23 protein-coding genes are annotated in these 26716 nt (G+C 48.6%); 7 read left to right on the forward strand and 16 right to left on the reverse strand.

Annotated elements, in window-relative coordinates; all coding sequences use genetic code 11:
* Positions 1-29 precede the first annotated feature (29 nt).
* The 6 genes from FJ023_06490 to FJ023_06515 all read left to right on the forward strand — a co-directional run bounded on the left by FJ023_06490 (position 30) and on the right by FJ023_06515 (position 7443).
* Entirely contained in the window at positions 30-398 is a 369-nt protein-coding gene (locus tag FJ023_06490) for an SCP2 sterol-binding domain-containing protein (protein ID MBM4446985.1), read from the forward strand.
* Positions 399-537: 139 nt separating this feature from the next.
* On the forward strand, positions 538-948 hold the full coding sequence (locus FJ023_06495; protein MBM4446986.1) for a hypothetical protein: 411 nt from the start codon (positions 538-540) through the stop codon (positions 946-948).
* Positions 949-1050: 102 nt separating this feature from the next.
* Positions 1051-2217, forward strand: a complete 1167-nt coding sequence (locus tag FJ023_06500) for an iron-containing alcohol dehydrogenase (protein ID MBM4446987.1) — start codon at positions 1051-1053, stop codon at positions 2215-2217.
* Between the two features lie 112 nt (positions 2218-2329).
* Entirely contained in the window at positions 2330-4186 is a 1857-nt protein-coding gene (locus FJ023_06505; GenBank protein MBM4446988.1) for an aldehyde ferredoxin oxidoreductase family protein, read from the forward strand.
* 208 nt (positions 4187-4394) lie between these two features.
* Complete coding sequence (locus FJ023_06510; GenBank protein MBM4446989.1) at positions 4395-6086, forward strand: long-chain fatty acid--CoA ligase; 1692 nt, start codon at positions 4395-4397, stop codon at positions 6084-6086.
* A gap of 250 nt (positions 6087-6336) precedes the next feature.
* Positions 6337-7443 (forward strand): hypothetical protein, encoded by a 1107-nt coding sequence (locus tag FJ023_06515; protein ID MBM4446990.1) that lies wholly within the window; start codon positions 6337-6339, stop codon positions 7441-7443.
* A gap of 320 nt (positions 7444-7763) precedes the next feature.
* On the opposite strand, the gene FJ023_06520 is transcribed toward FJ023_06515, so the two are convergent.
* Together FJ023_06520 and FJ023_06525 are read right to left on the reverse strand one after the other, a co-directional pair.
* On the reverse strand, positions 7764-8966 hold the full coding sequence (locus FJ023_06520; protein ID MBM4446991.1) for a zinc-binding dehydrogenase: 1203 nt from the start codon (positions 8964-8966) through the stop codon (positions 7764-7766).
* Positions 8967-9226: 260 nt separating this feature from the next.
* Positions 9227-11716, reverse strand: a complete 2490-nt coding sequence (locus tag FJ023_06525; protein MBM4446992.1) for a hypothetical protein — start codon at positions 11714-11716, stop codon at positions 9227-9229.
* Positions 11717-12148: 432 nt separating this feature from the next.
* Between FJ023_06525 and FJ023_06530 the strand changes: the two genes are divergently transcribed.
* Positions 12149-12508 (forward strand): prepilin-type N-terminal cleavage/methylation domain-containing protein, encoded by a 360-nt coding sequence (locus FJ023_06530; GenBank protein ID MBM4446993.1) that lies wholly within the window; start codon positions 12149-12151, stop codon positions 12506-12508.
* A 278-nt stretch (positions 12509-12786) separates the two neighbouring features.
* On the opposite strand, the gene FJ023_06535 is transcribed toward FJ023_06530, so the two are convergent.
* The 14 genes from FJ023_06535 to FJ023_06600 all read right to left on the reverse strand — a co-directional run bounded on the left by FJ023_06535 (position 12787) and on the right by FJ023_06600 (position 26518).
* On the reverse strand, positions 12787-14184 hold the full coding sequence (locus FJ023_06535) for a hypothetical protein (GenBank protein ID MBM4446994.1): 1398 nt from the start codon (positions 14182-14184) through the stop codon (positions 12787-12789).
* A 129-nt stretch (positions 14185-14313) separates the two neighbouring features.
* Positions 14314-14880: a hypothetical protein gene (locus FJ023_06540; GenBank protein MBM4446995.1), complete on the reverse strand. Its 567-nt coding sequence runs from the start codon at positions 14878-14880 to the stop codon at positions 14314-14316.
* Between the two features lie 6 nt (positions 14881-14886).
* Positions 14887-15144: a type II toxin-antitoxin system RelE/ParE family toxin gene (locus FJ023_06545; GenBank protein ID MBM4446996.1), complete on the reverse strand. Its 258-nt coding sequence runs from the start codon at positions 15142-15144 to the stop codon at positions 14887-14889.
* Positions 15137-15325 carry a hypothetical protein gene (locus FJ023_06550; protein MBM4446997.1) on the reverse strand — a complete coding sequence of 63 codons (189 nt, stop codon included), beginning with the start codon at positions 15323-15325 and terminating at the stop codon, positions 15137-15139. The genes FJ023_06545 and FJ023_06550 overlap by 8 nt, the downstream gene beginning before the upstream one ends.
* Before the next feature lie 318 nt (positions 15326-15643).
* A complete protein-coding gene (locus tag FJ023_06555) occupies positions 15644-17308 on the reverse strand; it encodes a hypothetical protein (protein MBM4446998.1) in 1665 nt (554 codons plus the stop codon).
* Positions 17309-17522: 214 nt separating this feature from the next.
* Complete coding sequence (locus FJ023_06560) at positions 17523-17705, reverse strand: hypothetical protein (protein ID MBM4446999.1); 183 nt, start codon at positions 17703-17705, stop codon at positions 17523-17525.
* A gap of 30 nt (positions 17706-17735) precedes the next feature.
* Complete coding sequence (locus FJ023_06565; protein MBM4447000.1) at positions 17736-18248, reverse strand: type II secretion system protein; 513 nt, start codon at positions 18246-18248, stop codon at positions 17736-17738.
* Positions 18249-18452: 204 nt separating this feature from the next.
* A complete protein-coding gene (locus FJ023_06570) occupies positions 18453-18890 on the reverse strand; it encodes a type II secretion system protein (protein MBM4447001.1) in 438 nt (145 codons plus the stop codon).
* 8 nt (positions 18891-18898) lie between these two features.
* On the reverse strand, positions 18899-20104 hold the full coding sequence (locus FJ023_06575; GenBank protein MBM4447002.1) for a type II secretion system F family protein: 1206 nt from the start codon (positions 20102-20104) through the stop codon (positions 18899-18901).
* A gap of 307 nt (positions 20105-20411) precedes the next feature.
* Positions 20412-22805, reverse strand: coding sequence for a type II/IV secretion system protein (locus FJ023_06580; protein MBM4447003.1), 2394 nt, complete (start codon positions 22803-22805; stop codon positions 20412-20414).
* Between the two features lie 106 nt (positions 22806-22911).
* Positions 22912-23337 (reverse strand): hypothetical protein, encoded by a 426-nt coding sequence (locus tag FJ023_06585; protein ID MBM4447004.1) that lies wholly within the window; start codon positions 23335-23337, stop codon positions 22912-22914.
* A 266-nt stretch (positions 23338-23603) separates the two neighbouring features.
* Positions 23604-24044, reverse strand: coding sequence for a hypothetical protein (locus tag FJ023_06590; protein MBM4447005.1), 441 nt, complete (start codon positions 24042-24044; stop codon positions 23604-23606).
* 204 nt (positions 24045-24248) lie between these two features.
* Entirely contained in the window at positions 24249-24674 is a 426-nt protein-coding gene (locus FJ023_06595) for a hypothetical protein (protein MBM4447006.1), read from the reverse strand.
* Positions 24675-25156: 482 nt separating this feature from the next.
* Positions 25157-26518, reverse strand: coding sequence for a hypothetical protein (locus tag FJ023_06600; GenBank protein MBM4447007.1), 1362 nt, complete (start codon positions 26516-26518; stop codon positions 25157-25159).
* Between the last annotated feature and the right edge of the window lie 198 nt (positions 26519-26716).

Below are 26716 nucleotides of genomic sequence, written 5' to 3' on the forward strand. Positions count from 1 at the left end.
GACATTTTAACAACGTAAGGAGGTGGCAAATGGCAAAAGTGAAGGTAAAAAAGGGGGAGGAGCTCAATGGGCTTGGTGAGATGCTCAAGGAGACTATGGACACAAACCTCAAGGACCCCAAGAAATATAAGAGCATTGAGAAGCTGAAAGGAAGCGTAGTCATCAAGGAGTCCACGTCAGGTGTGGCCGTTACCCTCCATCTCAATCAAGGCAACCTGGAGCTGCATAATGATGCCATAGATAAGCCAACTGCATACATGGAAGCCAGATTTGAGAACCTAGCCTATATCAGTTGTGGCAAACTCAGCCCCATAGTGGCTATGCTCACCGGAAAGCTGAAAGCGGGGGGTAATCCTTTATTATTGCTCAAGATTTCAAACATAACGGTACTGAAATAGGGTAGTTTGCGTCATCACAGACTCTTAGATGTAGATCACAGGTTTTCAGCAAGGGGGTGAGAATGGCTGTGTATTACTTCTCGACGAACTGAGATAAGTGTTATAATGGAGAGCCGAAATTTATCAGAGGAGGTTTAGAATGGCTATTTTGTTCGGGTCACAAGAATGGGCAGATGCTATGAAACAAGCAATTGCCAAGAGCCAGCCGTACAAAGAGGCGGCTAAGAACTGGGAAGGAGACATGTACATTATCGTGGAGCCTGATACAGCGTACAAACATAGAAATATTATGTATGTTGACCTGTGGCATGGTGAGTGTCGCGAGGCCCTGGCAGTCAAGGACGAAGGTGCGAAGAATCCCAAATACCGTATATTTGGCCCATTCACCGCAATGAAGGCGATACTGGACAAAAAAGTCGATCCTGTCCAGTCCATGATGACCGGCAAGATTAAGGTCAAAGGTGACATGGCCCAAATCATGAGGATGCCCAGAGCAGCCGTGGAACTGGTCAGCTGTATGACCGCATTCGAGACCGTGTTCCCTGATTAGGCAATTATCCTACAGTGAAGCTAAACCTGGACGGGTTATAACTATTGGCTGTTGACATAATGTAATATGTTAACGTAATTAATTTATGGAGAGGAGGTAGCTATGTGGTACTTTGTAACTCCAGAGGTTGTTTTTGGGCAAGATGCGCTGAGTCGCCTGGCTGAAATGAAGGGAAAGTCGGCTTTCATCGTTACGGATAAGAACATAGTAAGCTTGGGCTTAATTGATAGGGTCAAGGAACAGCTTTCTCAGGCGGGGATAAAGGCCACTGTCTTTGATGAGGTTGAGCCTGACCCATCACTGCAGACGGTAAGGAAAGGTGTGGCCTTGATGAACCAGTCTGGACCGGACTTAGTGGTAGCGGTGGGTGGAGGCTCAGTTATGGATGCAGCCAAGGCCATGCGGGTGGAATATGAAAGGCCAGATATAAAGCCAGAGGAGATAAATCCATTTATTTCAGATTTGGGTCTAGGCGCAAAATGCAAGCTTGTTTGTGTTGCCACAACTTCAGGCACAGGTGCCGAGGCAACCTTTGCGGTAGTGTTGACCGACACGGCTGACCAGAGGAAGCTAAGCCTTATCAATCGTGAGATTGTCCCTGATATCGCTATCGTAGACCCAGAACTTGCGCGGGGTATGCCCCCTGGGATTACTGCGAATACAGGCATGGATGCGCTGACCCATGCCGTCGAGGGATTTACCTGTACCTGGAACAACGACTTCACCGATGGCCTCTGCATAAAATCTATACAGCTTATTTTCCAGTATCTCCCCAGAGCCGTTAAAGATGGCAATGACATGGAAGCCAGGGAAAAGATGCACAATGCTGCCTGTATCGCTGGTATCGGGTTCATCAATTCACTTGCATCCTTGGCACATGCTACAGGCCATTCTCTGGGCGCTGTTTTCCATACACCTCATGGCAGAGCGGTGGGTCTGTTTTTGCCCTACACCATTGAGTTCATCGGGGATGCTCGCGAGGAACTCTGGGCGGAGATAGCTTATTCTCTGAGATTGACGGTGCCTAAAGGGAAAAAGGCAGCATCGGTTCTGGCTCAGGCAATACGTGACCTGGCACGAACTATCAAGGAGCCGCTGAGCCTTAAGGAGCTAGGCATACCATGGGACAAGGTTAATAATTCTATGCAGAAGCTGATAGACAACACCATGGCCGATGGTTCACTAATTGTCTCTGCCAGAGTACCTAACGAGGCAGAAACTGAGAAGCTCTTTCACTATGCTTATGAAGGAAAATCCATAGATTTTTGAGGCGAGTAGAGATTGCCACGGCTGTTCCCTCGTTTACACGGGACGCCTGGCAATGACAGAATAAGAGATATTTCTGGCAATGAGGAAGCAACAAAAATAAGGAGGCAGGAAAATGTTCGGTTACATGGGTAAAATTTTGAGGGTTGACTTATCTAGTTCCAAAATATCGGAAGAAGGCCTGAAAGAGGACGACTGTAAGATGTTCCTGGGTGGCAGCGGCTTGGCAACTAAATACCTTTTCGAAGAAGTGCCAAAGGGCGTTGACCCGTTAGGCCCAGATAATGAGCTCATATTTATGACCGGGCCGTTAACTGGTACGGAATCTCCCAGCGCTGGAAGATATTGTGTAGTCTCTAAATCTCCTCTCACCGGCTTTTGGGGGGAGGCGAACTCGGGCGGCAATTGGGGGGTGCATTTCAAGAGTACGGGCTTTGATGGGATTATCTTCAAGGGTATTTCGCCAAAGCCGGTCTATCTGATAATCGATGATGGGAAAGCCGAACTTAGAGATGCTAACAAGCTGTGGGGCAAAGATGTTGCCGAAACTAACAGATTAATCAAAGAAGAACTGGGTGAGGACTTCCAAGTTGCTTGCATTGGCATAGCTGGAGAGAATCTGGTTAGGTATGCTTGCGTTATCAACGACCTTCACCGGGCACCGGGAAGATGCGGCATGGGGACTGTTATGGGCTCGAAACGCCTGAAGGCCATCGCGGTAAGAGGGACAAAGGAAATCAAGGTGGCCAATAAAGATGTTTTCAGCAACATCTCTAAAACAAATTATGACCTGGTTAACGAAAGCATGCTGAAGATCACCCTGGAGACCTATGGTACAGCTATGGCCACAGACCTGATAAATGTCAGGGGCGGATTTCCCACCAGGAACTGGCAAACTGGAGTCTTCCCAGACATAGAGAAAATAAGCGGAATAACACTGGAAAGCACGCTTCTTGTGGATAGAAAGCACTGCTATGCCTGCCCGATTAGCTGCTGCAGGGTAAGCGTGGTCAAAAGCGGCCCCTATGCCTGCAAAGGAGAAGGGCCGGAGTACGAAAGCATAGGGGCTTTCGGTGGTATGTGCGCGCTTGAAAGCCTGGAGGCAGTAACACTGGCACATAATTTGTGTGATGACTACGGGCTCGATGTGATTACTACGGGGAGCACAATAGCTTTTGCTATAGAGTGCTATGAGAAAGGAATACTGACCAAAGCTGATACCGGCGGGCTTGAACTGAAATTCGGCGACCCTGACATTGTTATTCAGCTGATACACAAGATAGCCAAGAGAGAAGGCATAGGGAATTTGTTAGCTGAAGGGACAAAGAGGGTGGCAGAAAAGCTGGGCAAAGGCGCAGAAAGATTTGCCATGCATGTCAAAGGCCTGGAGATGCCAGCATATGACCCCAGGGCGGCTAAGATATGCGGCCTGGCATTTGCCACAGCGAACCGTGGCGGCGACCATATCACGGCTTATGTTGAAGGCCCGGCCTTCATAGATATCCCATTCCTTTGCGTTGAGGACAGTAAAATCGAGGATCCTATGATAGAAGACCCCAGAGAGACCCTGATCGTCAAAAACCTGGAGGACGCCAACACGGTTTTTGATGCCATGGGGACATGCAAATTTATGGGAATGGCATTGGCTACGGAAGACTGGGTTAGCATGATAGCCAACTGTGTCGGCTGGAAATTCGATGTTAGCGATTTCAGGAAGCTTGGCGAGAGGATTTACAATCTAGCCAGAGCTTTCAGCGTAAGGGAAGGCTTGACCAGAGCTGATGATACGCTACCCAAGCGATTATTAGAGGAGCCGTTGCCTGAAGGTGCCGCTGAGGGACAAAAAGTAGAGAAGCTTGATGAGATGTTAGACGCCTACTATGAATTCAGGGGCTGGGATAAAAAGAGCGGCAGACCAACTCCAGAAAAGCTCAAGGAGCTGGGATTGGATTACGCTATAGATAAAATCTGAATGGAGTGAGAGTGTTTGTTAACCTCCGGCTGTCATTGTGAGCCTCTCTTTTTTGTCATTGCGAGCGAAGCGTGGCAATCTCCGTATGGCACCGGCGTCTGCCTCAGCCGAGATCGCCACGGGACTTCGTCCCTCGCGATGACAGAATGGGGTACTGTGCCTCGTAATGGTGAAGGGGGAATTGCTCGATAATCTCTAAGGGGGTAACATGATAGTTTCTGTGGCTGATAAACCCTGGTTCAAGAGTTACAAGTTAGGACCATACAAGCTTCCGCAGACAAAACAACCTTATCCCAGGATGACTGTCCAAAGCCTTTTGGAAGCTACAGCAGCCGAGTATCCTGATAAAGCTGCCTGTTTCTATCTAGGGTATGAGATGAGCTATAAAGATTTGAAGCAGGAGGCAGACAGATTCGCCACCGCGCTTGTTGGTTTGGGCATCAAGAAAGGCGGTAAAGTAGCCACCATCCTGCCCAATTGCCCGCAGTATCTCATCAGCGATTTCGGAATACTGAAAGCCGGGGCGGTGCATGTTCCATGCAGCGTGTTGCATAAAGAGGCTGATTTGATATACGAGATAGGTGATTCTGGGGCTGAGACAGTAATTTGTTCCGAGATGTCTCTGGAACTGGTTAATTCAATAAAGGACAAGACCAAAATCAAGAACATAATTCTAACCTCGCTTATGGATTATTCTTTGGAGAAGCCGGAATTAAAGAAGGTACCTAGCATATATCAATTTCGCGATTTAATAGCCAGCCACGAGCCAAAGCCTCCACAGGTTGAAATTGACCCGATAGATGACTTGGCAGTCCTCGTCTTTACAGGTGGAGCCACGGGATTGCCCAAAGGTGTAATGTTAACGCATTACACCCGGTCGGTGGCCATGACCCATATTGCTTGGTATATGGAGCCCATAAGGGTAGGGGTTAGAGGGAAAACGTCTATAATGATGCCGATCCCGCTTTTTCACCAGTACGGACATATGATGATGCACTTTGCCGTTTATTGGGGGCTAAAGATATATTTGATTCCAGACCCCAGAGATATTGACATGCTTTTTCAGATGCTGACAAAATATCGTCCTTTTTTGTGTGCCTGTGTACCTACTCAATACTCAAGGTTGGTTGCGAAGGGACTGGGAAGGATAACCACAATGTTTATGTCTGGTGCGGCAGCCTTGGCTCCGGAAATTGCTCACAAATTCAAGCAGCAAACTGGTATGCCGATAACGGAGGCTTATGGGCTGACGGAGACGGGTGGGGGCACACATATTAACCTCTCGTCCTTTTCGAAACTCACCGGCTTCATGTCTGCTGAAAAGCTTGGTTCTATAGGGGTGCCAATGCCGGATACAGAAGTCAAGATAGTAGACCTGGAGACAAACGAGGAGGCTGCTCCAGCTAAGGAGGGAGAGCTATGGGTGCGCGGGCCACAGATTATGAAGGGTTACTGGCCTGAACCGGGCAAAGGTTTGACTGATGGCTGGTTGCCTACCGGCGACGTGGTGAGAATGGACGAAGATGGCTATTTCTACATTACTGACCGCATTAAAGATATGGCCAATGTTTCCGGACTAAAGGTCTATACCAGGCTGGTTGATGATGTACTTTATGGGCACCCTGGGGTCGCTGATGCGGTGGCAATTGGAATTCCGGACCCGGAACGTCCCGGTAGTGATAGAATAAAAGCCTTCGTTAGATTGAAGCCGGACTACGAGGGGAAAGTAACCGCCGAGGACATAATCGGTCACTGCAAAGAGAAGCTTCCAGCTTATGCTGTGCCCAAGTTTGTAGAGTTCAGGAAAGAGTTACCTCTCACCGTCACTGAGAAGATTTTCAAGAGGCAATTGAGGGAGGAGGAGGTAGCCAAGATGAAGGCTAAGGGTGAATTAGCGTAACAGCGTTTAGTAATCACTTGTTGTCATTGTGCACTCTTTCCCTGCTGCCGTTGTGGGCCCTTATAAAAAGGCGAAGGTCAAAACTCAAAGTTTACGTAGGGACAGGTCTTTAGACCTGTCCGAGGTAACGGACAGACCTGAAGGTCTGTCCCTACATATTCTCTGTTGTCGTATAGGCGAGGCTAAAGCCTCGCTGCTACATTTGTAATCAACCTCATAGGTTTAGTTTCTTAGGCAGGTGCTTAAATAAATGCCAAGTTACGAGGATTTAGAAGCTAAGGTAATAGACGCCGGAATATGTACAGTCTGTGGGGCATGTATGTTAGCCTGCCCTAACTCACATATTAAATACCTTGAGGGGAAGCCGAAACGTCCCAAGAAGACACTAGACTGCGTCAGCTGCAATACATGTTTTGATGCATGCTATAGGGTGAGGCAGGGTGTGATGCCTGAAATCGAGGCCATCGTTCTGGGTTCAGGGGAAAAAGAGGGTGTAGGTGTACACAGGCGTATTTTGGCAGCTCGAGTGAAGGGGCAGAAAATAAGCGCCTGCCAGGATGGCGGTATCGTAACCGCTTTGTTAATTTACGGGTTAGACCAAGGCATCATAGACGGGGCTTTGGTTGTGGGAAAGGATGGATGGACACCAGTAGCCTCGATAGCCAAGACCAGAGACGAGATTATAGCCTCGGCTGGCACCAAATACGGTGTGGTTCCGGTGCTAAATGGACTCAGAGCGGCTGTCGTGGAACATGGTTTGAGCAAAATCTGCGTTGTCGGCTCGCCGTGTCACATTCAATCCATCAGGTATCTCAAGCATAGAGGCCTGCCGCTTGCCTCATCGGTGAAACTAACTGTAGGCTTGTTTTGCCGTGAGAACTACTACTACGGCTGCATCGCAGAGAAGGTCAGCGGGAAAGGATTGAATATTAACCAGATAGAAAAGTTCAATGTCGCCGATGAGTTCAACATACACTCCGGTGGAAAGAAATTGTCTTTTCCTATAACCGAGGTAAAGAGCTGTGTCCCCAAGCATTGCCTGGTTTGCGAGGACTTTGCCAGCGAACTGGCTGACATCTCGGTCGGCAGCGATGGCTCTGCGGATGGATGGTCCACCATCATTCTCAGGACAGAGGAGGGTGAGAAGGTGTTCTGCGGCATGGAGAAAGAAGGACTTATAGAAACGGCGGCAGGGGAGTTAGTTGACATAAGGGAAATAGCGGAGCGGAAGAGGGAGAAGGGGAAACAGACGCAAGACATATACAGGTTGACAGAAGAAGGGCTGGAAAAGAAGGAAATTGCGGCCAAACTGGGGATAACCGAATCCAGGGTATCCCACAGGCTTGAAGGGCTCTAGTAATAAATCCTAAATTCTAAAATCCAAATCCTAAACAATATCGAAGTTCCAATTTCCAAATCCAAAACCCGTAGTGTTTTGGTCATTGGTGCTTGCGATTTTGAATTTGTTTGAAATTTGTGATTTCAGCAACCATGTGGCCACGAGGCTTTAGCCTCGTGGCCCCGACCTTAAAAGGTCGGGGGCTTGAAAGGCTGTAACATGGGTTCACTCTCACCCTAACCCTCTCCCGTCAAGGGAGAAGACAGGGTCGAGTTCTCGAGGTTAAAACCTCAGGGCTACACGTTAAATGTAATGTGAGGCTAAAGCCTGGCACTGCATCAGGAGTGCTGTATAACGATTTTGATTGCTTTGGTCTTCTCTTTTGACAGGAATGTGTCTATCGCTTCCCGGTATCTCTCCAACGGGAATCTGTGGGTAATCATCTCTTTTGTGTTTATCTTTTTTGTCCCGAGCAGCTTGGCGGCTATGTCAAAGGACGTCTTCCCGTCGTATTCGGTGGCGTGGCAGTTTATACCGGTTACCTTTATCTCCTGATGCCAGATAGGCGTATAGTCTATCTTGCCCGGCTGGAAGTTTATGCCCAGGATGACTACCGTGCCCTTGCCTGTAACCAAGCGAAGTGCGTTCTGTATAGTCCTGTCATTTCCAACCGCATCGTAGATGATGTCAAATCCTCCGAGCAAAATGCGATTCTTAAAATAGCCTTCAAAATATCTGGCTCCGGTGATGTCTGCTGCATGCTTGTAAGCGCCTTCATTGTCCAATATCACACCTTTTGCCCCGAATTTTGTTGCTATCTCCGCCTGAAATGGGTACCGTGCCAGGCAGTAGATTTCCGCATCAGGTTGGATTGCCTTTGCCACGGCTATGGTTAGTAAACCTATGGTGCCACCGCCTATTACCAGCACCTTGTTGCCCGGGTTCGGTGTTTGTTTCATCACCCCATGTACAGCAACAGCAGTGGGCTCAAGGAGAACGGCTTCGTCGTCAGTTAGGGGATTTGGCACTTTGTAGGGTTGAGAGCGGTGCATTATCATATAAGGTGAGAATCCGCCTCCTGTATCTACAGTCGGCAGTTGTTTCTCCCCTAGGTTTTCGCAGAGCATGTAGTTTCCTGCAGCACACTGTCTGCAAGGGGGGTCGATTTCCATCTGAAAACAGGATGGCCAGTCTATGCGAAGGCTTACCCGGTCACCCACTGCGAGACCATCTGCTTCCGACCCCAGTTCAACCACCTCACCGACCATCTCATGGCCGAGATATTTTCTGGATATGCCAGGCGTCGCTGCCGGAAAGCATTTTGTGTCCATGTCCATAAAGATAAAATGTATGTCCGAACCACAGATACCGCAAGCCTTGTTTTTGACTTTAAGCCAGCGTGGATTGGGTATCTCGGGCTCTTTTACCTCGGCATATTTGAAATGGGAAAACGGTGCGAAGGCGGCACTCTTGGTAAAGTTGGAGGCAATCTTCAAGGCGACTATATTGGCTAGCTTGTTTTCAAAATATAGAGCTTTCATAAGTCCTCCCTGTCATGGCGAGCATTGTGTGGCAATCTCGGTGGGGGGTAACATGTAGGGACAGGGCTTTAGCCCTGTCCGAGACAGACAGGCGGACAGACCTGAAGGTCTGTCCCTACAGCCACCCCGAGATTGCCACGTCGCTCCGCTCCTTGCAATGACAGATAAAAATGATACGCCCCTTGCAATGACAATTCTCCCCTGTCATGACAGCCTTGCCCAAGCGATTTCAAAGGGTCGCGGTTACCTTTGCTATTTCCTCATTCTGAGTCAAGTACAAATTTGTCTAGTGCCGGAAGCAACGCATCACGTTGTGGGCTTTGCATAAGCTTGGCTCGCCATTCAGTAGCTATGCCGGGGAGTAGTTTTTTGAAATCGGGACTCATGCTGGAGAGCTGTAAAATGGTAAGGAAAAGGTCGCTGACATTTTCACCTGGCACCAACAGCATAGCACTGTTGCATTCATCGAGGCTCTTATCGGGGCTAGCCATAAACAAGCTGGTGACCCCGAGCATAGCATGAGGGATCCATTCGCTGGGTACCGTCTGTGCGTAGAGCTGCAGGGCATCATGCAGCGGGGGCACCATGTCGTATTGTGCCAGGTCGTAGCACAATTTGATGAAGCGATTGAGATTGGCTGAATTATCCTGTATTGGGGCAATAATCTTGGGAGCAGCTTTGTCATATTCCCCTTCCTTGGCTAGGAGAAGGCCGGATAGGAATGAGGTTTCCGGCCAGTCAGGGTCAATGGATGCTGCATGGTCAAGTTTTTTTCGAGCTTCGTCCAGATCTCCTTTGGTGATTAGTGCCAGTGACCATTTGTTCAATATGACCGCATTGTTGGGAAACAATTGTGATGCTTCGTCATAGAGCGATAAGGCTTCAGTCCATTTATCAGTAGCTCCTTTATCTGTCCAGTATGTGTAGACATCGGCCAGGTAATAGTGTTCGTAGGCAATATAAGGGTTCAACTCCAACGCCTTATTGAAAGACTTCGTGGCCAAGGATAAAATTTCCGTCTTGAGAGGTTCTTTTTTGACCCGCCGGGCTACAGAATCGCTGTAGGCTCCGAGAAAATGCCAATACGTGGCTTCTTCAGGTTGTATCTTGGTTGCCTTGTCAAAAGCGTAGATGGCTTGCTCATTGAGTGCTCTTTGTAGCTTTAGCCCTTTCTTCAAGTACGTATCGGCCAGGAGTGGCCTACTAGCCATGCCGATGCCGACAATTATCAAGGCTACAGCGCAGCCAAGAGATAAAAAGGCTCTGGTTCTGGTGGCGTAAGAGGCTGCGCTGCTTTTCGGTTGGGCTATTCCTTCAAACTCAGCTCTGGCTGGCCCTTTGATCCGGATGAATCCGCCGATTACAGGCGTCATGGCCAGTATCAACCAGAACACAAGCTCAGGTGATATTGTAGACAGGTTGAAAAAGATGTCGGCCATATATTGGGCTATTCCAGCCGCCATGGCTATTAAGAGCAGTTTATCGCTGTCTGCTGTTGCCCTGCGGAGATAGCGAAAACAAAGGTAGAAGAAGACAGCCAGAATGGACAGAAAGCTAATTAGCCCCAGTAGCCCCATTGTGGCTGCCAGGTATAGATAGTCGTTATGAGGACGGTCTACCAGCTGTGAAATGTAAGTATCCTCGCTTATCAATTTTTTGGGGAAAAAGAGCTGGAAGGTAACGATGAACGTCTCCGGGCCATAACCGATAACCTTTCGCAGAAAATGCAACCTGTCGTTGGAAAACGGAACTTCAGGGGATTCAAGTATTATATTTAGGGCGCTGTGCCAGTACTGTGCTCTCACATCAAGGGTTTTAAGTCCCATGTCTTCAGCAGTTATGTCGAATTTCGAACCTTGGGCTTCTGGTGTTTCGGCGCCATTGCCTGGTAGTAGCATCGGAGACAGAAGTATGGCTGCTATTATCCCTAAGGCGAGTAATGACGCAGCACCAAGGCCGAGCAGGAGCCTTTTTCGCTTAGTCCACCCCAGCAGTATTATAAAGATAATGGGAGCTATAATGTACAAGAGGATAGTGACGGAGTATTGGGCTAGCCAGAGACACCAGAACTGCATGGCTAGCAGAATGGCCAGGCCGATTAGTATTCTAGTATTGTTTCCCTCCTTTCTCTTGTTCCACGAATGCACTATGAGAGCCAGGTTAAATGGGATGACCATGGCCAGGAAGCTGCTGAGGAAAAGCGGGTTGCCGATGGTGGAGAATACCCTGCCGTTGAATGTATGGGGGATTTGGAACACTTTTAACATTACGTCCGGGAAGAAATATTGCAGTATGCCCACGAGGGAGACTATACCTGATGAAAGCAGCAATGTATAAACAGCTCTGAGTAGCTGTGCTCTATTGCGGATTTGCTGTGCCAGTATCAGGAAGAATAGTATCCAGCAGGTTAGGGTGAGCAATCCCGCCTTTCTATGATAGCTTCCCCAGAAGCTTATAGCCGGGGTTATGGAGGCAGCGGTGGCCAGGGCTGCTACCAAACCAAAGACCAATATAGCCAGGTGTAGCGGGGAGGTGAAGACATTTTGCCATTTTAGCCTCTTATGGTTGGCTTGGCTGAGCATCCAGTCAGCCACCCAGAAAGCCAGCATAGCCAGAACCAGAAACTGGAGCAGCGGGGCTTTAGCTGAAACCCAAACCTTGTTGCTTTGAGGGTTGAAAAAGAGGGGAATGAGGAAGATAACACAGAGCCAGGATATCTCAAGGGCTCGCTTGTAAATACTGGTTCGCATTTCTGGCCTTTCTGTAGCGCTATCATTATAGACGTTCTTGGGACTGATGTCAGCCGTGCAGGAGAAGACTAAGGCAAAAGTTAAAAGTCAAAAATCAGAATGACAGTTCTTTGTATGTTTTGGTCGTTGGTATTTGTGGTTTTGAATTTGTTTAGAGTTTAGAAATTCGGATTTAGGATTTCCTGACATGCAGCTGTAGGGCTTTAGCCCTGAATCTGTCTCTACAATGGGGGAGTCCAAGAGGGGCGAAGCCCCTGTTACTCCCGTCACCTAGTACTAATTTCCTATGCGCCGGGCATACCAACTAGGACTAAATTCCCATTTGCGGTGCAGACTAAAGGGCTATGTATTTACATTGACATCTTGGTGCTGCTGATATAACATACAATTGCTATAACCAGAGAATATAGCAAAGAAAGGAGGTAGACGATAATGCGAAAGCTAATTAGAAGCCAGAAAGGCTTCACTCTCATCGAGCTCTTGGTGGTCATTGGCATCCTGGCAACTCTGGCAGGTGTGGTTACCATAGGTGTAACCCAGTTCGTGAACCGAGGCGGCACTGAAGCAAACTGCACTGAGTTGCACAATGTACAGACCGCGGCTACAGCCTGTATCGTGGAGGTGGCGACTGGCAATCTCGCGCCAGGTACAGACTGTACGGACACAGCTGTGCTGCGGACTAACAATCTGCTACTGACAGACACTAGATGTACTACCTACGCCATCAGTTCAGACGGGATAGTTACTGCCCAGAGTGGTTGCGTCACTGGCGTGTCGTGTACGTCACCATAGAAAGCTGACTTGGTGACTCGTATCTGCTGATTGAGCATTTACTAAGAGCAATAATAGGGCAGAAGTAAAACTTCTGCCCTATTTGTTTAATGAGCATAACGGCGAGGCTTAAGCCTCGGGAGCACGACCTTAAAAGGTCGGGGCTACATCAAAACTCAAAAGTTAAAAATCAAAATGACATATAAAAATGCAAAAGTTATAGTTCCCATCTTTGGATTTTGACTTGGCATTTTACATTTTGATGTTTGATTTTTGCATTTTACCACGTGTGCCTTAGGCTATTTCAATGTCAGGGTGAACTGCCACTGGTTGTATTGTGTTTCAATCATGTTCGATATCAGCACCTGGGAGAACTGACCGGAGTTACTCAGGGCTCGGACATAGTCCACGATTGTTGTCTCATCGGGGGATGTGCCGATTATGGCGAGGCTGGTGCTAGTATAGCTGATTGACTTCACTTCGATGATGCCAGGCAGTAGGCTGGTTACCTTGCTTAAATCACTATTTACCTTGGCTCGTTGTGTTTTGGCGTCATCCAGCGGCTGCTTGATGGCATCGCTGGCCTTTTTGGCTGCGGCAATTTGTGTCTGCAGTGTCTTGATTGCTGCCTCGGTTCCTTGTATAACCTGGGCCTGTGTTTGGGCATTGTTAACCTGAGTCTGCAAGGCCGTGGTCTCCCTGTATTGCTGCAGCGTTGATGTGCCAAAGAAGAAGAGCACGGCGATGGCTATAAGGATAAATGTCCAGGAAACGATTTGGATGGCGGGTAATGGCTTGGGCAGATAAGCTTCAGGCGTGACATTTATGTTTACCCTGGCTTGGCTGAAATCACCTCGTGCCTGCCTGAGAGCCAGGCCGATATTAGCCGCATATTCACTTGTAATTAGACTATCAGTATATGATAACAATTGGGGCAATGGCTTAACTCGATACTCCAGTGTCCCTGCCAGCATATCACCTAGCTCACCGGTGACAAAAGCTGCCACGTTGCGGCTGATTTCACCTCCCTTGTGGCTTGAGTTATAGAAGGCAACTGTCTTTTCCAGCTCTTCTTTCACCTCGTCCACCTTATCATGTGGCGAAGTCGCGTCAGCCGGGAAGGGCAGACTGCGGAGCAATTCGGATATGCCGTCAACCATGACCACGATGTCAAAGCCATATGACTGGGCGTTTATTATTATGGAGTCTCTTTCGTCGGCAACCCTGGCCAGGGCCAGAGGTCTAGCCTCCATGGCTTCAGATTGAAGTCCCGCCTGGCGCAACGTGGCTAACATGGCATCAACCGTATTGCGGGGTAGGCCGATGAGACACAGGGTGGTCTCTATGTCCGACATGGATATTGCCTGCCAGGATGTATAAAGCTCGCTTAGGGACACCGGCATTAGTCTTTCCATTTCTCGCTTGGCGGCCTCAGCTAGCAAGGCTTTGGGCAGCCGAGGCAGATTGACTATGTGGTATATAGAGTGGATGCCGCTGATGCTGACCACAACCTTCCTTTCGGCAATGCCATGGGCTGCCATGAGCTCGCTGATACGCCGGCCAACGATGGCAGGATCGGTGATGACACCATCATGGACCAGGCCTGGCTCCAGCGGCAAGGTTGCTGCCGCTTCCATCCGCTTTCCCTTGACCACCATCATTTTTATGGAGGTATCTTCAATGTCTAGTGTAACCATAGCTGCTTATCCCTTTTCCCATTCCCTCTTGCCGTGTAGGGACAGACCTTTAGGTCTGTCCGCCAAATCGGACCCCCACGGACAGGTCTGAAGACCTGTCCCTACGGAATTTTAGAGTAATCATGGCTATTACTTACTGCTTTCATGACAGAGTACGTTAATTGTGACTGTGGCTCTATCTTCTACCCCTTCCTCTCCGGCGGATGTGAAAGTGAAGTGCTGGATCTGGGATGTTGGCAGCTTGTCATCCAGAGCCAGCAGGAAGTTCTGGAAATGAGGCATCTGTCCTTTGAGGCCCAGTTGAACGGTTAATGTTGCAGTTTTCGAAGTTGACACCTGGGTCTGCGTGACGTATATGGCGTTAAGCTCAGCCAGTTCCAGCAGGCTGTCGACTATTTCGGATGTCTGGGTGGTAGTGGGGAAAACGGCTTTAGCCGCCTCCATCTCTGCCGTAATTTGCGCTAGCTGGGCCTCAAACTTGTCTTTCGGTGTTTGCTCTACGGCTAGTATTTTCTGTAGGTTGGCTAGGGTGGCCTTCAACTCAGTTTGCCTTTGTGGCTGTTGCTGATTTACCAACCATAGGGGGATGAGGATAATCAGGAAAATGCCGACAATCAGCACCAGCTGGCTTACTCGGCCCACTTTGGGCAGCCTATCAAGGCCGCCTTTTTTCTTTTCTGGTTCAGGTTGAATCATTACTAACTACTTAGTTCTGTAGATTTCTCCTCTGTGACCGATGAATTGAATCACGATGGTTTTGCCTTCCACCGAATAAACAGCTCTCCAATCTCCTATACGTAGTTTAAGCATTCCTTTAAACTCACCGCCAAGAGGCTCCGCGCTAACTTTCTCGAAATTACTGGCTAGCCAAGCAATCCGCCTCAAAATCCTTCTGGCTGTTAGCTTATCAATCTTTTCAAGGTCTTTTATTGCACCTTCAGTCCAGACAATCTTAACCAAGTCTTTTGACTACCTCTTCATGAGCAATTCTCTTGGAGGTAGTTTTCAGGCGTTTCTCCAGTTTCTCTCCAAATTCGTGCTTGAGCTCTAAACCGGAATCAGGGTCTCCAAGGAACTCTAAGATTTTCTGTTCTATGAGAAGCTCCAGCTCGTCAATGCTCAGGTCTTTGACTTTTGCCATGTTTATCTCCTCGGGTTCCTTAAATTTGTTGGTGCATTCGTCAATCTAATCTAGTGTAACATTTTTGCTTTGAAAAAAACAGAGGTGTAAAGCCCGGCACTACATGGTTGATTAAATCACAAATTTCAAATTCCAAGCTCCAAACAAATTCAAAATCGCAAACATCAATGACCAAAACACTCGGGGTTTTGAATTTGGAGCTTCGATATTGTTTGTGATTTGTGATTTAGTATTTGGGATTTCCTATTCTGTAGCCGCGGCCTTTTAAGGTCGCCAGCAAACAAAGCGCCATTGGCAGATATTTCCCACCCCAGAGAGCTACTTTATTATGTTGTACTTGAGCAGTGGCGGGCTATTGCCACCCTCGCCGGAGCCGCCGCCGCTACCGCTATCACCTGGAAAGTCAAGCCCCTCCTCAGGTACCCCTACCAGGTTGAGGGTACAGCCCGGCTGCAGGTTGACGTTGGCACTGCCGGCTATGGAGCCATAGAAGTTGGCACTGGGCTGTAGATTAGTGGTGCACTTCACGGACATGAGAAAGATGAACTCCTGGCCGCCGGTGAAGCCCCGGAGCATGTACTGATTTGCGGTCTGGTCTGTAAACCCGGTTCCTGCAGGATTGGGAAAGGTAAAACCGGTAAAATCAGCAACCTCATATTTATTAGTCGATGTCAGTGTTTTGGTGGAGATAATGTCAGCATCGGATATGGCTGCCAGCCAGTAGTTGGTTTTGGTAATGGCGATTTCCGGGACGCTGACCGGCTTCCAGCTGGATACGGTGATATTATCAGCGCAATCGACTGAGCCGAGCAGGGTTCCGGGCGACCCATTATTATCAGCATAGAGCGCCACCTTGACATGGGCTGGTGGCGCTTCGGGGTCGGCGATATAGCACTTCACCTGGATGCTGCTTAGCTTATCAATATTTTTGGATTCGAATTTAGACAGAAGGAATCTATCCTGATAGTCTGTAGTAGTCCCTGTATCCACGTCATCAGCGCCGAGCAAATAATTACCCTGTCCCAGTTTGGGCTGGAATTCGACATGTCCTACTCCAATAACGCAGCCCGGTCCGTGTAGCTCACAATCAGGGCCAAAATAGACTGCACTGTTACTTGCATTCGGGGTTGTTGGGCATGGGTCTTGGTAGTATGTGGCGTAGATAGTCTGCCCGTCAAGGAGTAAAATAACGTCCTTGTCTGAGAAGTTGAACTTTCCATTGACATATATTGTCCCGCTCAGTTGGGCGTAGCCGCTGCCGTTAATGCTCAGGTCACCGGTGCAGTATAACCAGGGAATAATTACAGGATTGGATGACGTGCCCCCGGAGACGGTGTAAGTGCTGGAGGAATATGGGTTGTCAGGGCAATAGTTCGCGGGGTCAGCACACACGTTGTCACTAAAATTACTCAAGTAGTAGGCTGAAAGCTGCGCCTCTGTAGGAAAGGTTACTGTTCCTTGCCTAACCTCACCGGTTCTTACATCGGCGTTGTTGTCATATGTCCCTTGGTAGAGAATACCGCCATAGATTACATCGCTGGATTTGGTGGTTATGCTTCCCGAGCTGGTAATGGCGTGTTCGAACAGCCAGGAAAAATCGGAGCCGGCGACCGCCTGGGCTTCGATGACACTCTTGATTTCGCCGTTGAGCCTGGCGGTGGACCTGATGGTGTACAAGTCAACCTCCAGGTTCTGTAGCTCCACGGTTACTGTCATCCCATTCACCTCTTCAGTCAGGTCATACGAATTGTCACTGGCGAACAGGGCAATGCCATTTCCCACTTTCCAAAAGGCATCCATTATGCCGGCATCAGCAGCATAAATCCCCAAGGTGTTCTCTACAATCTCACGGTTGGCAGTGAGATTGGTGGTCATAAGGCTGAGGACGGGTACCACGAGCAAACCTCCTAGCACCATCAAAACCAGCGCCATGGGCAATACCTGGCCGGACTCTTTTTTCAATATTCGTTTCAGCAATTTCATCTTGCCCCTCCTTTACTCGCATAGCGCTCTGTCCTATCGAGGGAGAGTGAAAAATGGGTTGCGGACAGACCTGAAGGTCTGTCCCTACATGTCTTCATTATTATTCTCTTCAGTAATTTCATGATTTACCTCCTTAGAATCTCAGGTGGGGGTAACACAATGAGATTGCCACGTCCTTCTAAGGAAGGACTGGCAATGACAGGGAGGGAGTTTTTCACCCACCAATGTAGCCCCGACCTTTTAAGGTCGCCCATTTCTCTTCTGTCATGGTGAGGGGCGTTAGCCCCGTGGCGATCTCGGCACAAGGCCAACGTCGGTGCCAGGCAGAGATTACCACGCTGCCTGCCACGCCTTTGGCTCGCAGCTTCGGCTGGCAATGACTGTCGGTTATTACCAAACATCTTATCCCTCATCTCCTTCATGCTAGCTACGGGGGGACTCTCTGCATGGTTTCATATGTTCTTTCGACTGCTGCCTCGCCGTAAGTGGCTTCTATGGTAAGGATCAGCGTGCCGTTGTCGGAGTAATATTCCGCGCTGGCCACAGAAAGATATTGGGCTATCATGACTGGCTGCCCGCCAGTGTCATCCCGCATAAGCCTTTGCCCGCCGTCAGGCATATCTTGTAACTGGTAGACTATAGTCTTGTCGGGGGGTGTGATCTGCGGCTGTGTCAGTGTCAGGAATGTGGGGGTTCCCGGGTCTGAGTCGACCACTATAGTCTGTGACATCAGGACATCGCGGGAGATCAAGTGGCCGGCGTTCTGCACCTGGCGTAAGGCGATAGCCCATTCGGTGCTCTTGGGGCTCAGTCTCATCATGGTGATAATGGTCATTGAGGCAGCGCTGACGACTAAAGCGGCTATGGACATGGCGACCAAAAGTTCGATCAGGGTAAAGCCCTTCTCGGTTATTTTCAGTTTAATGTTTGTGCCCCACATATTAGGAAATCCTAAATCCGAATTTCTAAACTCTAAACAAATTCAAAACTTCAAGTACCAATAACCAAAACATACAAAAAGCTGTCATGGCGAGGGGCGTCAGCCCCGTGGCGATCTTGGGGTGGCTGGAAAAGGCAATGAGATTGCCACGCTTGGCTCGCAATGACAGGGAGGAAACTCGCAATGACAGGGATGGGTATGTGTTCATTGTTTCGCCTTGTAGCCAACCATGATGAATGCTGTTTCTGTGTCATGGGTAACGGTGACTGTTATCTGCTGAAGTCCATCGTCGTTGGTAGGGTCATCACCTTTGGGATTTAGGCGTATAGCGGCGATGTCGATGTCATAGCCATCGGGGATGTCGGTCAGTTTTGCGGTCTGGTAATCCGGCGGGTTATTGGCATCATCATAGGGCCATCTCTTGATAGTTTCTAGCTGTGACTTAGCCAGGCTCTCAGCCGTTACGCTTTGATGGGTGACCATTACTCCTTTGGAGGAAATGGACATACCAAGGAGGAAAACGGCGGCCACGGCAGCTAAAATACCGAGAGCTACCAGGACCTCTAGTAAAGTTAGCCCTGGCACGCCGTTCTTAGCAGAGCAAAAGCCTGGCAAGGCCACCCGCTGCTGACTTCTGGTCATCCTGCCTCCTAACCCACCAGGTTCAGGGCGCCGTAGATGGGCATGAATACAGCTAAGGCGAGAAAGCCAACCATAATCCCCATGGCTATGGTCATCACCGGCTCGATCATGCTAATCATGGTCTGGGTCCGTCTTTCGGCTTCAATTTCAAAATTTTCAGCTACTATAATCAGTGAGTCATCCAGATTACCGGTTTCCTCGCCTACCTTGGTCATTTCCACCATTAGAGGCAGGAAAATCCGTTCACTGCTCATAGGTTTAGCTAGGCCCTGGCCTCTGAGCATGCCATGTTCTACTACACCCAAAGCTCTAGCTAACACTCTATTGCTGGTGGCTGAAGTGGTTAAGGTCATAACTTCAGGCAGTGGCAAACCAGCACGAAATAGCAGTGATAGGCTGCGACAAACACGTCCTAGCTCACTTACCTGAAGTATGCGTCCGATTACGGGTATTTTCAGTAAAAGCCTGTCCCGCGTATAGCGCCCATTTGGTGTTCGAGCATATAAGAAGCCGACTATGAGCAGAGCGATGATACCCACCAGTAGAAACAGGCCGTAGCTTCCAATGAAGGTCATTCCACCTACAAGCATCTTTGTGGGCAACGGTAAATCGCCGCCTAATGTTTCAAACATGGCGATCACTGGTTTCAGGAGGAAGCCAACCAGGAGAACGCCCACGACTATAGCTAGTGCCAAGACAACTGCGGGATACATTAATGCCTGCTTTATTTTACCGGCGGACGTGGCCTGACGCTCGGCATAATCGGCCAGGCTTCTGAGCACGGTTTCGAGCGAACCGGTTTGTTCGCCAACGTTAATCAGCTTGCAATAAAGGGAAGGAAAGACATTAGGATGCTGAGCTAGAGCCATTGATAATGATTTGCCACCACGAAGGTCGTTGATTACTGTTAGAAGCACCCCCTTAAGGCTTTTGTCTGTTGTTTGAGCTTCGAGGAGTTCCAGAGCCTGGATGATGCCAACTCCTGATTCCAAAAGCAGTGCCAGTTGCCGGCAGAAGGTAACCAGCTCGGACGGCTTGACTTTTGCCTGGAAAAGTCTCAATTGCTTGGGGACAAAGGTGGAGATAGGCTTAATGCTGACCACGCGGTAGCCGATGTTAGCCAGCATGTCTACAGCTGCTCTCTCATCCGCGGCTGAGACCTTTCCCTTGACTATTTGTCTGTCCCCGGTATAGCCGAGATAGGCATAGTCCATGTTACTTCACCCTTTACATTATCTGACGAGGCTAAAAGCTCGCCACTAATTTATTAGCTATCTTCATCATATATTATCGATAGTGCAATGTCCACCGAGAGATAGCTAATTTGCCACTTTTCGGGTAGTAAATTAGTACTAGGTGGGCAGACAACAGCCTCATCCCCTTAATCCCCGTCTTTTTCCCATACCCCAGCCAGGGGTGAATCTTGTGCTGAATGCCTGCCTACTATATCCCCCTTTACATTATCTACGAGGCTAAAGGCTGGCAACTGCATGTTTAGGCCCGTCAGTATATTTAAAGGCCTTAGTCACCTATGGAATAGGCATTGCGCAGCACTTCGTAAGGCGTGGTGATACCGGCTCTAGCCTTAAGCATGCCGTCTTTGGCTAGAGTTAGCATTCCTTCTTCGATTGCCTTGGCCCGAATTTCAGCGGCGGGGGCCCCGGTAACAATTGCCCGTTTGATTTCATCGCTCACTGTCAGGATTTCGAAAATGCCTGTCCTGCCCAGATAGCCGGTGTAAGTGCACATTTTGCAGCCAGCGCCAGAAGCAAATTCGCTGCGTTCCTCACCTGTTTCGCGGTGATAAGCTGCTTGCTCCACTATAGGCACGTTGGTCTTGCGGGCGCAATTAGGACAAACACGCCGAACCATTCTTTGTGCCACAATGCAGATGACTGCTGAGCATATCAGGAAGGGTTCAACACCAAGGTCAATAAGTCGAAAGAGGACGCCTACAGTGTCGTTAGCGTGAACTGAAGATAGCACTAGATGCCCGGTGAGAGCAGATTGAGTGGCTATATCAGCCGTCTCGCTATCCCGGATTTCACCGACTAGGATAACGTCAGGGTCAAGGCGGACGATAGCCCGCAGCCCACTGGCAAAGGTTACACCGGCCTTGGGATTTATTTGTATTTGGTTTACGCCTCGGAAACGGTACTCCACAGGGTCTTCAATGGTGATGATATTGCGGCCCACCTTATCCAAGGAGTTGACTGCGGCGTAAAGGGTGGTGGTTTTGCCGGCACCGGTAGGGCCGCTGAGTAAGACCATGCCATAAGGTGCCATGAGCATGCGCTCGAATCTTTCCTGGCTCTCAGGCAGGAAACCGAGCTGAGATAAAGACATGACTGCCATTGATTTGTCCAGAAGGCGAAGCACCGCCGTTTCACCGTGTACAGTGCTGATAGTGGCTACCCGGATATCAATATCTCTTCCTGTGGTGACAACTGAGAACTGGCCATCCTGGGGACGGCGTGGGTCAGCGATATTCATACCGGCGAGGATCTTAATACGGGAAATAAGTGGACCATGAGCGCCAACGGGCAAGGAGGTAACCTCATGAAGAATGCCATCAATGCGATAGCGGACACGGAGCCTGTCTATTTCAGGCTCGATATGGATGTCAGAAGATCGGGACTTCACGCCCTCTTCGACCAGCAGACTTAGAGCCTTGGCTACCGGGGAATCGTCAGCTACTACTTCGGCGGACCTATCTATAGGTATTACTTCGATGGATGGTGCCACCATGCCGAACTGTTTGGCTATTTCGCTAAAGGCTTTGTAGTTGAAATCAATGGCCTCCTGTATATCTATAGGTGTGGCTAACACCGCCTCAATTCTTCTCTTGGTCTTAGCGGCTAGGGCTTGTATAGCTAAAACATCGTCAGGGTTGGCCATGGCCACACGTAAGGTGTTGTCATCAACTGCGAGTGGTACTACATTATACTTTCTAGCCAGTTTTTCAGGGATTAAATTAAGTGCTTCTGGCGTTGGAGCTTGCGTCAGTACATTAAGTCGGGCGACGCCGGAAGGTGGTCCGGTAACCACTGGTTCAATGGGTATTGGTTTGGTCACTGGGGCCGGTGCTGGTTCGGTTACTTTGACTGTCGTCGGTTCTGTGCTTGACTGTGCAGGTGCGTTTTTGGCCATGTGGGGTTCATGGGTTGGTTTCTGTGGAGTTGCTTTGGCAACTTCGAAGACTGTTATCTGCTGTCTTTCAGCTAATTGCTTGGCTTCATGGCTGAGCTTAGGTGATGCCACGAGCACGCTGCGGATGATGCCAGTGTCCTGAGCTCTAGCGTCAAGCAAAGACACAGGCTCCATGTCTACCTCATCGTTTGCAGACAGGAAATCTATGCTCACTGGATGTGTGATAAGGCCATCGTCAATGTAAGCCAATACATCAAAGGTATGCTCAATTCCTGATATACCTTTTACTTTGGCGTTTTCCTCGAGTCTATAACCATGCTCAGTTAAAGATTTAAGGAGTTGGGCTCTGCTGCTGAATTCAACTGGCTTATGGTGTTTAGCTGATTGTGGTGGCGCTGTATTCAGGAAAGCGTCCAATCTATTGTTGTCAAAGACCTTTATCCGCTGTTGCTGGGCGAAATTGACGGCCATGGCGCCGAGTTTGGGTATAGCAATGAAGATTTTGTCAGGGATGTTGACATCATTAGCCTTTTCATCGAAATTGAATATAGCACCTAAGCCCACCTCTTCACGCTGGCTGACAGATAAGCCAATGACAATATCATAGCTGAAAAAGCCAGCGTCCTTATGAGCCAGCATGGCAAAGGTATGCTCAGTTCCCGAGCTCCCTTTGATTTTGGCATCTGTGGTTATTTCGTAACCATAGTGCTTCAAGTGTTGTGCTAGCTGGCTCTCAAGTGCCTGCTCAGAATCCGCCTTTGCCATCTTTAATTTCGCCTCATCTTGAGTACAAGGGAATTTCAGACATGTAACCCCATGAACCCCAAGGTATGGGTTTCACAGGGTTTATCTTTTTGGTGACTATTTGGTTTCAGGGCACGGTTGTTCCCAAGCCATCCCTTCGGGGTAATGGCTCCACGCCTGGTAGAGCCTGCTCCAGTCTGGGGGCATAGTTATTGCTGGCCATGCGTGTCATACCCAGGGGAACAGTCTTTGGGGCATTCACTACCATGAAGCAGGCACCATCGGCTATCGGCTTAATCACCTGATAGCTGAAGGCGGTAGTGAATATGATATCATCGAGCTTGCCAAATCCGGAAGTCGACTGTTTGAATGCATCAATTGCCATATGAATCGTTTGGATGAATTGGCCATACGTTTCAGGAGGAATTTTATTCTCGGGTGACTCCCAGGATGAAAGCACCATCCCATCATTATCTGCTACCATCATCACCCAGGTTCCGGCCAGTCCACTTGCCATCTGGGACAATATTTCCTTCATCCTAATATCTGGCATTAGACTTTACCTCTTAGTTCCAGTGTAAGCAAGTCAAAGTACGTTTGTCAAGCTCATCAATGAATTCTGCATAGCACTTTAGTACTATATGGCACTTTTGTAAGGAATCATGAGCGGCGAATTAGTGCTGTAAATGTGGGATAGCGAAAAGATGATAATGCCAATAGTCAATAAGAGAAAATACTGAGAAAGGACAAAATACACGAGGTACTTCTGGCTCAACCCGACCGATGCCTAGGCTTGTTTTGCTGCTGTTTTGTCTGGTTTCAGGGCACGATTGTTCCCAGGCCATCACTTCGTGGCGATGGTGCGTGGCCCGGTAGAGCCTGTTCCACTCTAGGAGCATAAATGTTGCACTGCGTACGTATTTCACCCAGAGGCATGTTCCTTGGGGCACTTACTACTATAAAGCAAGTTGCGTCAGCTATCGGTTTAATCAACTGATAAATAAGGGTGGTGCTGAATATTATATCATCGAACCTGGTGAAACCGACAGGTGACTGTTTGAATACATTCATTGTGGCGTTAAATATTTGGATGAACCCGCCCAGTCCTTCAGGGGAAACTTTATTATCGGGCGACTGCCAAGATGCAAGCACCATGCCATCGGTATCTACCACTGTTATCATCCAGATTCCCCCCAGTCCCCTTGATGTCAGTACCCTTGCCATTTCGGACAATATGTCTTTCATGTTGGCATCTGGCACTACGGGTTACCTCCGTTCTGTCTGTTTCTGATGTTGGATTTTTCTCAGGCGTTACGTGAACTGACTGTCAACTGTTTGCTCGGAATCCGCCTTCGCCGTTCTTGTTTCGCCTCATTTTGAGCACAAGACTATTTCAGGACGCATACTATATAAACCCTGATGTATAGGTTGCACAGATTTTGTCTTGTTGCTGCTTGTTTGGCTTCAGGGCACTACTGTTCCTAAGCCATCGCTTCGGGGCAACGGTTCCCGGCCTGGTAGAGCCTGCTCCAACCTAGGAGCAAAATTGGTGCACGCCATGCGTATCATACCTAGAGGCACGCTCCTGGGGGCACTCACAAATAGAAAGCAAGCCCCCTCAGCTATTGGCTTAGCCAGCATATAGCTGAATTGCGTGGTGTATGTGACATCATCGAGCTTGGTGAATCCGACAGTCGACGCCTTGAATGCATTGATAGACGCGTTAATTATTTGAATGAACCCACCGAAGGCTTCAGGGGAAACTCTATTTTCGGGTGACTCCCAGGATGAAAGCACCATGCCATCGCTGTCGGCTACCATTACCACCCAGGTTCCTCCCAGCCCCCTTGCCATTTCGGACACTAAGTCCTTCAATGAAGTACCTGCCACTACGACTTATCTCCTTTCTCTCTATTCCTGATGTGGGAAAAGAGTCTATGGTCAATGTCTTGCTTTTTATTAGGTTCTATGTGGTTCCCTATTTCCTCACCTCCTTATTGTGCCGGAAGTCTTGCGTTGCTGATAAGAGCCTATATCAGATAGTCTCCGACACCTACGGCTCCTCTTTCACCTCTTATGCGAACTCGATATTTTCAGCCATCCTCTCTTTATGGAACGCAATTATATTACTTGACTCAAGTGTAAGCATGTCGCCGTACATTTGTCAAGTTCACCGATACGTGCCATATAGGACTTTAGTACTATATGGCAATTTTGTAGCAATCGTGAGCGGTGAATTAGCGCTATGAAAGTCAGATAGTTAAACAGGCAACGATATTATAAAGATGGCATAGAGTTGCGCTATTTATACTGGCGAAGGTCTTGATTTGGAAAATGAGCGGGCCACGAGCACTGGTTGATATAGGCATATTCTATGCTAGTTTGGCTGGGTTGTTAACTTCAATAACTTTGATTCTTTGATATTGGGCAAACTGTTTGGCTGCATGGCTGAGCTTGGGGCAGGCGAGCAAAAGTTTATCGTGGATGCCTACATCGTAGGCTTTGGTATCAAATGAAGACGCGGCATCAAAGCTGACCTCATCTTTGGCTACTAGAATACTTATGCCTAAGGTGTGGTTTATGATGCCATCGTTGTGGAAAGCCAGCATATCAAAGGTATGCTCGATTCCAGACCTGCCTAAAATCTTGGCTTTTTCCTCGAATTTGTAGCCGGAGTTTTTTAAGTGTTGTAAAAGCTGGGCTCTGGTTTCGAAGATGAAAGGCTTGCCGCTTGATTTCTTTTGGGTTGATGTGGGAGGCGAATCAAGGAGGGTTTCCAGGTCTTTTTCCTCAATGACTTTAATCCTTTGCTGCCGGGCAAATTGTCCAGCTTCAGAGCTGAGTTTGGGCATAACCAGCAAAACCTTGTCGTGTATACCCAAATCATATACCTTGTTATCGAAAGCGAAAACCTCAGCTAAGCTTACTTCCTGTCCCTGGCTATCAACTAGTATGCCGATGCCGAGCGTGTAAGTTATTAAACCATCGTTTCGTTGTGCCAGGATGTCTATTAAATGTTTAGCTCCTGATTTAGTTGTACCGTTGACCTGGGCACTTTCAACCACCTCATAGCCCTGGTTCTTAAGAAAGTCTACGAATAGTGGTCTTTCGCTAAGCTCAAATACAAGCCGGCGTTTCATCTTCTCATTGAGGCGATAGGAATAGAGGTTGGTCTCTTTTGCCTCATCCCCAGAGAAGAAGAATGAGCATTGGAGGCACTCCCAGCTGGGTGTAGCTTCTTTTGATATACCACCGCATTCACGGCATTTGTAATTGATGCCTAGACTCTGATAGTCAGTGCCGAGGAATCTAAGTTCCAGTTTGCATTTAGGGCAGATGTATTTACCACTATCCACATAGTCATCTTCTAGGCTGTTGTTGCAGCAGGTGAAGTGTTCCAGGACTCGTCCCTTGGCTATGTTTCCGGAGCCACACTTGGGACACCCAAGCACGGGTTTCAAACTCGGAGACTGGCACCGGGGACAAAAGGAAATATTTTGATGGGACTGCCTCTCAAGAATAGCTTCATTAGCCAGGAATTCTAAAGTTGTTACAGCTTCCCGAGTTGTCGACCCTAGGAGGCTTTCTGCTTGGGGGTAGGCGAAACCGTCCTTGGTGGCTAAGTTAATGGTCGGACTAATCTCGCTGATATTGCCTACCAGAATCTCTTTGACCAACTCCATGGCCTTAGAGCCCTGTTTTGTTATTCCGATTACGTCAATGACCTCGACCATTGCCTTCTCCTGCTATTTGATTCCGATTGAAACAGTTTAAACCAAATGTTGGCAAGTTGCAATATATCCACCTAGCTTCAGACGGACCTTTAGTCGCATCGGAGGTAGTACATTAGTCCTAGGGGGTATGGGCAAAAATCTAAAATCAAAATGACAGATGAAAATGCAAAAATTATTTCCCTTGGCTGTCATTGCGAG

Source organism: Chloroflexota bacterium (genome assembly GCA_016875875.1).
Classification (GTDB): Bacteria; Chloroflexota; Dehalococcoidia; order GIF9; family UBA5629; genus 9FT-COMBO-48-23.

Coding starts and splice junctions, on each gene's coding strand:
- FJ023_06490 (MBM4446985.1), top strand. CDS start 30: ATGGCAAAAGTGAAGGTAAAAAAGGGGGAGGAGCTCAATGGGCTTGGT.
- FJ023_06495 (MBM4446986.1), top strand. CDS start 538: ATGGCTATTTTGTTCGGGTCACAAGAATGGGCAGATGCTATGAAACAA.
- FJ023_06500 (MBM4446987.1), top strand. CDS start 1,051: ATGTGGTACTTTGTAACTCCAGAGGTTGTTTTTGGGCAAGATGCGCTG.
- FJ023_06505 (MBM4446988.1), top strand. CDS start 2,330: ATGTTCGGTTACATGGGTAAAATTTTGAGGGTTGACTTATCTAGTTCC.
- FJ023_06510 (MBM4446989.1), top strand. CDS start 4,395: ATGATAGTTTCTGTGGCTGATAAACCCTGGTTCAAGAGTTACAAGTTA.
- FJ023_06515 (MBM4446990.1), top strand. CDS start 6,337: ATGCCAAGTTACGAGGATTTAGAAGCTAAGGTAATAGACGCCGGAATA.
- FJ023_06520 (MBM4446991.1), bottom strand. CDS start 8,966: ATGAAAGCTCTATATTTTGAAAACAAGCTAGCCAATATAGTCGCCTTG.
- FJ023_06525 (MBM4446992.1), bottom strand. CDS start 11,716: ATGCGAACCAGTATTTACAAGCGAGCCCTTGAGATATCCTGGCTCTGT.
- FJ023_06530 (MBM4446993.1), top strand. CDS start 12,149: ATGCGAAAGCTAATTAGAAGCCAGAAAGGCTTCACTCTCATCGAGCTC.
- FJ023_06535 (MBM4446994.1), bottom strand. CDS start 14,184: ATGGTTACACTAGACATTGAAGATACCTCCATAAAAATGATGGTGGTC.
- FJ023_06540 (MBM4446995.1), bottom strand. CDS start 14,880: ATGATTCAACCTGAACCAGAAAAGAAAAAAGGCGGCCTTGATAGGCTG.
- FJ023_06550 (MBM4446997.1), bottom strand. CDS start 15,325: ATGGCAAAAGTCAAAGACCTGAGCATTGACGAGCTGGAGCTTCTCATA.
- FJ023_06555 (MBM4446998.1), bottom strand. CDS start 17,308: ATGAAATTGCTGAAACGAATATTGAAAAAAGAGTCCGGCCAGGTATTG.
- FJ023_06565 (MBM4447000.1), bottom strand. CDS start 18,248: ATGTGGGGCACAAACATTAAACTGAAAATAACCGAGAAGGGCTTTACC.
- FJ023_06570 (MBM4447001.1), bottom strand. CDS start 18,890: ATGACCAGAAGTCAGCAGCGGGTGGCCTTGCCAGGCTTTTGCTCTGCT.
- FJ023_06575 (MBM4447002.1), bottom strand. CDS start 20,104: ATGGACTATGCCTATCTCGGCTATACCGGGGACAGACAAATAGTCAAG.
- FJ023_06580 (MBM4447003.1), bottom strand. CDS start 22,805: ATGGCAAAGGCGGATTCTGAGCAGGCACTTGAGAGCCAGCTAGCACAA.
- FJ023_06585 (MBM4447004.1), bottom strand. CDS start 23,337: ATGCCAGATATTAGGATGAAGGAAATATTGTCCCAGATGGCAAGTGGA.
- FJ023_06600 (MBM4447007.1), bottom strand. CDS start 26,518: ATGGTCGAGGTCATTGACGTAATCGGAATAACAAAACAGGGCTCTAAG.